This is a genomic window from Actinomyces sp. ZJ308 (assembly GCF_011752065.1).
In the GTDB taxonomy this organism is placed as follows: domain Bacteria; phylum Actinomycetota; class Actinomycetes; order Actinomycetales; family Actinomycetaceae; genus Actinomyces.
The window spans coordinates 20,268-27,082 of sequence record NZ_JAAIJY010000031.1 but is presented as its reverse complement, the minus strand read 5'-3'; the positions used below and the strand labels follow the sequence as shown (position 1 = coordinate 27,082).

General features: G+C 71.9%; 6 protein-coding genes. 1 reads left to right on the top strand and 5 read right to left on the bottom strand.

Going from position 1 to position 6,815, the window contains the following annotated elements:
* Positions 1–86: 86 nt before the first annotated feature.
* Positions 87–1,580, bottom strand: coding sequence for an FGGY family carbohydrate kinase (locus HCR68_RS11870; protein WP_167149741.1), 1,494 nt, complete (start codon positions 1,578–1,580; stop codon positions 87–89).
* Between the two features lie 279 nt (positions 1,581–1,859).
* Here HCR68_RS11870 and HCR68_RS11865 point away from each other — a divergent pair, with 279 nt between their 5' ends.
* Positions 1,860–2,594 carry an L-ribulose-5-phosphate 4-epimerase gene (locus HCR68_RS11865; protein WP_167149739.1) on the top strand — a complete coding sequence of 245 codons (735 nt, stop codon included), beginning with the start codon at positions 1,860–1,862 and terminating at the stop codon, positions 2,592–2,594.
* A 104-nt stretch (positions 2,595–2,698) separates the two neighbouring features.
* Here the strand turns inward: HCR68_RS11865 and HCR68_RS11860 are convergent, their stop codons facing one another.
* From HCR68_RS11860 to HCR68_RS11845, 4 genes are all read right to left on the bottom strand, one after another.
* On the bottom strand, positions 2,699–4,081 hold the full coding sequence (locus HCR68_RS11860) for an MFS transporter (protein ID WP_167149737.1): 1,383 nt from the start codon (positions 4,079–4,081) through the stop codon (positions 2,699–2,701).
* A 38-nt stretch (positions 4,082–4,119) separates the two neighbouring features.
* A complete protein-coding gene (locus HCR68_RS11855; protein WP_167149735.1) occupies positions 4,120–5,070 on the bottom strand; it encodes a sugar kinase in 951 nt (316 codons plus the stop codon).
* 128 nt (positions 5,071–5,198) lie between these two features.
* A complete protein-coding gene (locus HCR68_RS11850) occupies positions 5,199–6,146 on the bottom strand; it encodes an L-ribulose-5-phosphate 3-epimerase (protein ID WP_208320600.1) in 948 nt (315 codons plus the stop codon).
* A complete protein-coding gene (locus HCR68_RS11845) occupies positions 6,143–6,811 on the bottom strand; it encodes an orotidine 5'-phosphate decarboxylase / HUMPS family protein (protein ID WP_167149733.1) in 669 nt (222 codons plus the stop codon). Before HCR68_RS11845 ends, HCR68_RS11850 begins: the two co-directional genes overlap by 4 nt.
* Between the last annotated feature and the right edge of the window lie 4 nt (positions 6,812–6,815).

The window sequence follows — 6,815 nt, the reverse complement described above, 5'->3', positions numbered from 1 at the left end:
CCGGGCCCGCCCGGCCCGACGGGGGCGGTGGCGCGCGGCGGGTTCCTTAATCCCGGCCCCCGCCCCCGCGACATGTCCCCGTCGAGCTAGAAGGTCCCCTGCTCGCGCGCCACGAGGGCGGCCGCGGCGTCATAGGCGGCCCGGACGGCGGGCTGGGGGTCGGCGCTCAGGTGCTCGACGGGGGCGAGCTCCCAAGCGGGCGGTGCCGCTCCCTCCGCCCCGCTGAGAACCCAGGCGGCCTGCCTGGCGGCGCCGTCGGCGACGTACTCGCCGGGCTCGGGCACATCCACGGGGACGCCGAGGACCGCGGGGGCCAGCTCCTTGGCACTGGCCCACCTCACACCGCCGCCGACCATGGCGACCCGGGAGACGTCGACGCCCTGGGCGCGCACCGCATCGATGCAGGCGCCCATGAGACACAGCAGACCTTCGACGGCGGCGCGCGCGTAGTTCGCCGGGCTCAGGGACGTCAGGGTCATTCCGGTGAGGATCCCGGTGGCGTCGGGCAGGTCCGGGGTGCGCTCGCCCTGGAGGTAGGGGACGTGGACCAGGCCGCCCGCGCCGGGCTCGGCGGACAGGGCCAGCGCGTCGAACTCCTCGTAACTGACGCCGAGGACGGTCTTGGCGGCATCCAGGACCCGGGCTCCGTTGAGGGTGCAGGCCAGTGGCAGGAAGGCACCGGTGGCGTCGGCGAACCCGGTCACCAGTCCGGAGGCGTCATGGGTGGGTGACGACGAGACGGCTGCGACAACACCGCTGGTCCCCAGCGACAGACTCGTCTGCCCCGCCTCCAGGCCCAGCCCGAGGGCGGCGCCGGCGTTGTCGCCGCAGCCGGGCCCCAGAACCAGGTGGCTCAGGTCGCGCCCGTCCACGTCCGCGCCACCGCGCGCTGCGATCTGGGCCGGCCCTGCCACCCGCGGCAGGATGATGTCGGCCGCCTCCTGCGGGCTGCGCCGCAGGGCCAGGGCGAGCAGTTCACGGCGGTAGGTGTTCGCCACGGCGTCGAAGTACCCGGTGCCCGAGGCGTCGGATCGGTCAGTGACCAGCGCGTCCAGGTCGCGCCGGCCGGCGGGGGCCGCGCCGCCGGCGGAGAGCCGCCAGGTGAGCCAGTCGTGGGGCAGGCAGATCGCGGCGATGCGGGCGGCGTTGTCCGGCTCGTGGTCGGCGAGCCAGCGCAGCTTGGTCACGGTCAGGGAGGCCACCGGGACGCTGCCCACGGCGTCGGCCCAGGCCCGGCGGCCGCGGGACTGATCGCCCTGGCCGAGGTCCTCGATGAGCTCACGAGCCGCTGCGGCACTGCGAGTGTCGTTCCACAGGAGGGCGGGGCGGATGACCCGCCCGTCGGCGTCGAGGAGGACCATGCCGTGCTGCTGGCCTCCGACGGACAGGGCCGAGACGTCGTCGAGACCGCCGACGGCGTCGATGACCTCCCCCAGCGCGCTCCACCAGTGGTCGGGGTGGATCTCGGTGCCATCGGGGTGGGAGGCCCTGGCCCGGCGGATCAGGGCACCGGTGGCGGCGTCCCGGATGACGATCTTGCAGGACTGCGTCGAGGAGTCGACGCCGGCGACCAGAGTCATGGTGCTTCCTTCCTCGGTGAAGGTTCGAGGCCGTCGTCATTATCTCACCGTCGAGCGTCATTCATAGGCGATCCGGGACTTATTCGTCTATCAGTAAAACAGCGGTGCCCGGAGCCACTCGGCGCTCCGGCCCCGTCCCCGGGCGCCGGTGCGGGTGCCGCGCGCCGGTGTGAACATTCGTGCACCGGTCGTGGTGACGCCCGCGGACCGGCTCCGAAGAATCGCCAGTGAGACCAGCTATCTGAGACCAGCTTTCACTGACGATGAAGGAGCACACGCATGAGCGAGAGGATCATCCTGGCCGACCTTGACGAGCAGCTGCGCGAGGCGGTGGCGAGCACCCGGCGGCGAGTGGCCGACCTGCACGCCGAGCTGCCCCGCTGGGGCCTGGTGGTGTGGACCGCCGGCAACGTCTCCGAGCGGGTCGTCGTCGACCGCGGCGACGGGCCGGTCAGGACCGACCTGTTCGTCATCAAGCCCTCCGGGGTCTCCTACGACGAGCTGACCGCGGACACGATGGTGGTGTGCACGCTCGACGGGGAGAAGATCGACGACGGGACGCCGGCCTCCCTGACGCCCTCCTCCGACACGGCCGCCCACGCCTACGTCTACCGGCACCGCGACGACGTCGGCGCCGTGGTCCACACCCACTCCCCCTACGCCACCGCCTGGGCCGCGCGCCGCGAGCCGATCCCCTGCGCCCTGACCATGATGGGCGACGAGTTCGGAGGCGACATCCCGATCGGGCCCTTCGCCCTCATCGGTGACGACTCCATCGGCCGCGGCATCGTGGAGACCCTGGAGGGCTCCAGATCCCCGGCGGTCCTCATGGCCAACCACGGCCCCTTCACCGTCGGCAAGGACGCGCGCGACGCCGTCAAGGCCGCGGTCATGTGCGAGGAGGTCGCCCGCACGATGAGCATCGCCGAGCAGCTCGGCGACGTGAAGCCGATCCCGGCCGACATGGTGGATCGTCTCAACGACCGGTACCAGCACGTCTACGGCCAGCACTAGCCGGCCGGGCTCAAGGAGGCGGGGTCCGGAACCAGGTTCCGGACCCCGCACATCTGTTCAGACTCGGCTCCGACGACGTCGGAGGACCCTGCGCATCGCAGGGCTCAGATGTCCTCGAGGACCTCGCCCTTGGTCTCGCGGGCCAGCAGGTAGATGAAGCCGCCCAGGACCAGCATGGCCGCGAAGAACAGGAAGGCCGGGAAGACGGAGGCCAGGGGGTGGGCCAGCTCCTTGAGGTTGTCCGAGCCGATCATCGCTCCCATGAGCAGCGGGCCGACGATCTTCGCGCTCGATCCCAGGCCGTAGCCCAGGCCCAGCCCGGTCCCTCGGGCGTCGTTGGGGAACTGCTCGCCGCCGAAGGCGTTGAGGATCCCGAAGGCTCCGTCGCCGAAGCCCATGGTGATGCAGATGCCGGTGAAGAAGATGATCCAGGAGGTCTCCCAGTGGGCGGAGAAGGCCACGATGACCGCGCCCGCCGCCCCGATGAGGCCGAAGGAGAACATCGTCCAGCGCCGCCCGATCCGGTCGGCGAGCCAGGCCGAGGCCAGGCGCCCGAGCAGGTCCACCAGGGAGACGCCCATGAAGAGCGTGCCCACGGTGTCGGCGTTGATGTCGTCGAAGCCGACCTCCAGGAGCGTCTGCCCCCAGGACTGCACGGTGAAGGAGCCCAGGATGAAGCAGAAGGAGCCGATCGAGACGATGAGCAGGGGCCTTAAGTGCTTGCGCAGCAGCTCGGAGTAGGCGATTCGCTGCTCGGTCTCCACCGGCGGCAGGGCGCCGACGGTCTCGGGGCTCAGCTCCAGGGCCCAGGCGATGGACTCGCGCGCCTCGCGCTCGCGCCCCTGGGAGAGGAGGAAGCGGGGCGACTCGGGAACGATCCTGATCCAGGCCAGCAGCAGGATCGGGATCGCGCCCAGGGCGATGAGGCCGCGCCAGTTGTCGTGCATGGCGCGCTGGGCCAGGGAGCCGAGGAAGAGGCCCAGCGGGATGAACACCGAGCCGAGCCCGGCCAGCATACCGCGCTGCCTGGTGGGGACGAACTCCTGGACGTAGGGGATGGAGACGATGTTGAGGCCTCCGACGCCGATACCGACCAGCACCCGCAGGACGGCGAGCATGCCCCACCAGCCTGTGGGGGTGAACACCGAGGCCAGGGTGAAGACGGTGAAGAGCAGGACGCACCAGGAGAAGGTGCGTCGTCGGCCCATCCTGTCCGCGGCCCGGCCCCACAGGATCGCGCCGAGGACGGTTCCCAGCCCGGAGCAGGCCAGGATGACACCGGTCTCGAAGCCGCCCAGGCTCCACTCCTTCTGGAGCTGGACGACGGCGAAGCCGATGAGGAACATGTCGAAGAACTCCGAGACGTTGGCGACGATCGCCAGCCCGATGATGCTTCGCTGGTGGCCCGTCAGGGGCCGGGAGTCGATCTGTTCCAGGGCGCTCGCGGCGGCTGCTGACGGCGCTGCGCTGCCCGATGCGGTACTCATATGCGGTCCAATCTACGGTGGGGCCGGCGCGCGGCCGGTCAGCGGACGATGTCGGAACCCTGCGCCTGGAGCAGCTCCGCGGGGCGCACGTGGGTGAGGTCTCCGTGATGGGTCAGGGCCAGGGAGGCCACCTTGGTGCCGATCTCGATGCCCCGGTTCACGTCGCCGTCGAGCCAGCCGTGCAGGGTCCCGGCCACGAAGGAGTCCCCCGCCCCGGGGCGGTCGACGACGGGGACCGACTTGATCTCGTAGACGCTCTCGCCGTCGGCGGCGGTCGACAGGTAGGTGCCGGCGCGCCCGTCGGTGGACACGACCGTGGGGGCGCCGATCTCCTCGCGCAGCGCCCGGCACACCTCCACCCCCTGGCCCGGGATGCCGAAGACGATCCCGGCGTCGGTGCGCGAGCAGAACAGGATCGAGGCACCCCTGGCGATCGGCTCCAGGACGGCCCGGGCCTGCTCGCCGTCCCACAGCAGGGAGCGGAAGTTGACGTCGAGGGCGACGTCGACGCCCCGGTCGCGCGCGGCGTCGGCGACGTAGCGCACCACCCGGGCGGTGTCCGGGGTCAGGGCCGCGGTGATCCCGGTGAGAAAGACCAGGCGGGTGTCGAGCAGGGCGTCCCAGTCGAACTCCTCGGGGACGATGCTGCGGAAGGGCGTGTACTCGCGGTCGTAGGTGACCTTGCCCGGCAGCGGGAACTCGCCCGGTTCGAGGAAGTAGAGGGCGACGCGGCCCCGGTCGGTCATGACGACGTGGCTCATGTCCACGCCGACGGCGGAGTACTCCAGGGCGATGCGGTCGGCCAGCTCGCCGCGGGGCAGCTTGGTGGTCCAGGCGGTGGCGCGGCCGAGCTCGGACAGGAGCCCGGCGACGTTGGCCTCGGAGCCGGCGGCGGTCATGCGCAGGGACCGGGCGGTGGCCAGGCGGTCCCCGCGCTCGCAGGTCAGCCGGATCTGTCCCTCGCCAATGGTTGTCAGGTCGTACCTCATTGTCGATTCTCCTAAGCAGCGGCAGCGGTGCCGCTCGTGGTTCGGGTGGTGGTTCGGGTGCGGTTGTGCGGTCCGGTGGATGATGAGGTGTCGGGAGGCGATGGGTTCCGGTTCCTGCGGGAGCGTGCCTACGGCGCCACGACGGGCAGGCCCGCCGAGGCGGCCCGGTCCTCGATGAAGGCGCGGGCGGCGGCGCAGCGGCTCAGGGAGTCCGGGGCGTCGTCATTCCACATCTCGATCATGAGGCGGCCGCTCCAGCCCTGGGCGGTCAGGAGCGCCAAGGAGCGGTCCCAGTCGACGACGCCGGTGCCCATCTCCACACGGCGCGGCTCTCCGGGGCGCACGTCCTTGGCGTGCATCGCCACCATGTGGCCTTCTCCGGCGGCGAGCTCGACGCCGGGGTCGAGGCCCTGCTCGGCGATGTTGCCCAGGTCGGGGTAGAGCTGGAGGTAGGGCGAGTCGACGGCGTCGACGAACTGCATCGCCTTGGTCAGGGAGGTGACGTCGTCGCCGTCGACGTTCTCGATCCCCATGACGACGCCCAGGCGCGCGGCCAGGGGGACGGCGTCGGCCAGGAGCTGGGCGTACCAGCGCTCGGCGTCGGGATTCGGGTCCTCGTAGTAGCAGTAGTAGCCGGCGAGCTGGATGACCGGCACGCCCAGGTCGTGGCAGACCCGCAGGCCGCGGGCCATGACCTCGCGGGCGCGCCGGCGCACGGCCGGGTCTGACGATCCCGGGCCGATCCGGCGGTGCAGGGACAGGCAGATCCCGCCGATGAAGGTGCCGGCCGCCTCGGCGGCCCGGCGCACGGTACGGCACTGCCCGGCGTCCCAGTCCAGACGGGCCTCCCGCTCGGGGGACTCGTCGATGGACAGGTCGAGGAAGGAGAAGCCCGCTCGGGGCACCTGGTCGAGGAAGGTCCGCCAGGCCTCGCCGTCCACGCGGCTGGCGGAGCCCTTCAACGGTCCGACGCGCAGCGCCTTCTCGTAGATGCCCAGGCTGATTCCGGCGGCCAGCCCGCCGCCGGCTGCCTGGCCCGTGCGGGCCGCCTCTGCTTGCGCGGCGTCGGGGCTCATGTCCACACCTCCTCCAGGGTGGTGCGCAGCTCGGCGGCCGCGGCGGCGGGGTCCTCGGCGGCGACGATCGCCCGTCCGGCGATGACGATGCCGACGCTCCGCCCGGCGAAGGCGGGCAGGTCGGCGGGGCTTACGCCGCCGGTGATGGTGACGGTGAAGCCCATGGCGGCCAGCTCGTCGACCCGGTCGATGTCCTCGTCCTTCCAGGACAGGTCGCCGCCGGCCTCGCGGTCGCGGGAGCGCTTGACGATGACGTGCTCGACGCCGGCCCGCCGCCAGGCGCGGGCCCGTTCGGCGTCGAACCACTCGTCGGCCAGCTCGACCTGGACCTCGCCGCCGAGCTCGTCGGCCACCCGGCACACCTGGCGGATCGTGGACATGGAGGCGCCGGCCACGCAGGAGACGAGGTCGGCGCCGGCCTCGAAGGCGAGGCGGGCGATCTTGGAGCCGGCCTCGGCGATGCGCACGTCGGCGAGGATCTGCTTGTCCGGGAAGAGGGCGCGGATGGCACGCACGGCGTGGAAGCCCTCGCACAGGATGAGGATGGTGCCGCACTCGATGACGTCGACGTGCGCGGCCGCCTGCTGGAGGGGGCCGAGCGCGCTGGGCAGGTCGAGGGTGTCCAGGGCTATCTGGAGCCTGGGGGCTGCGGGCTGCTGGGGCATGATG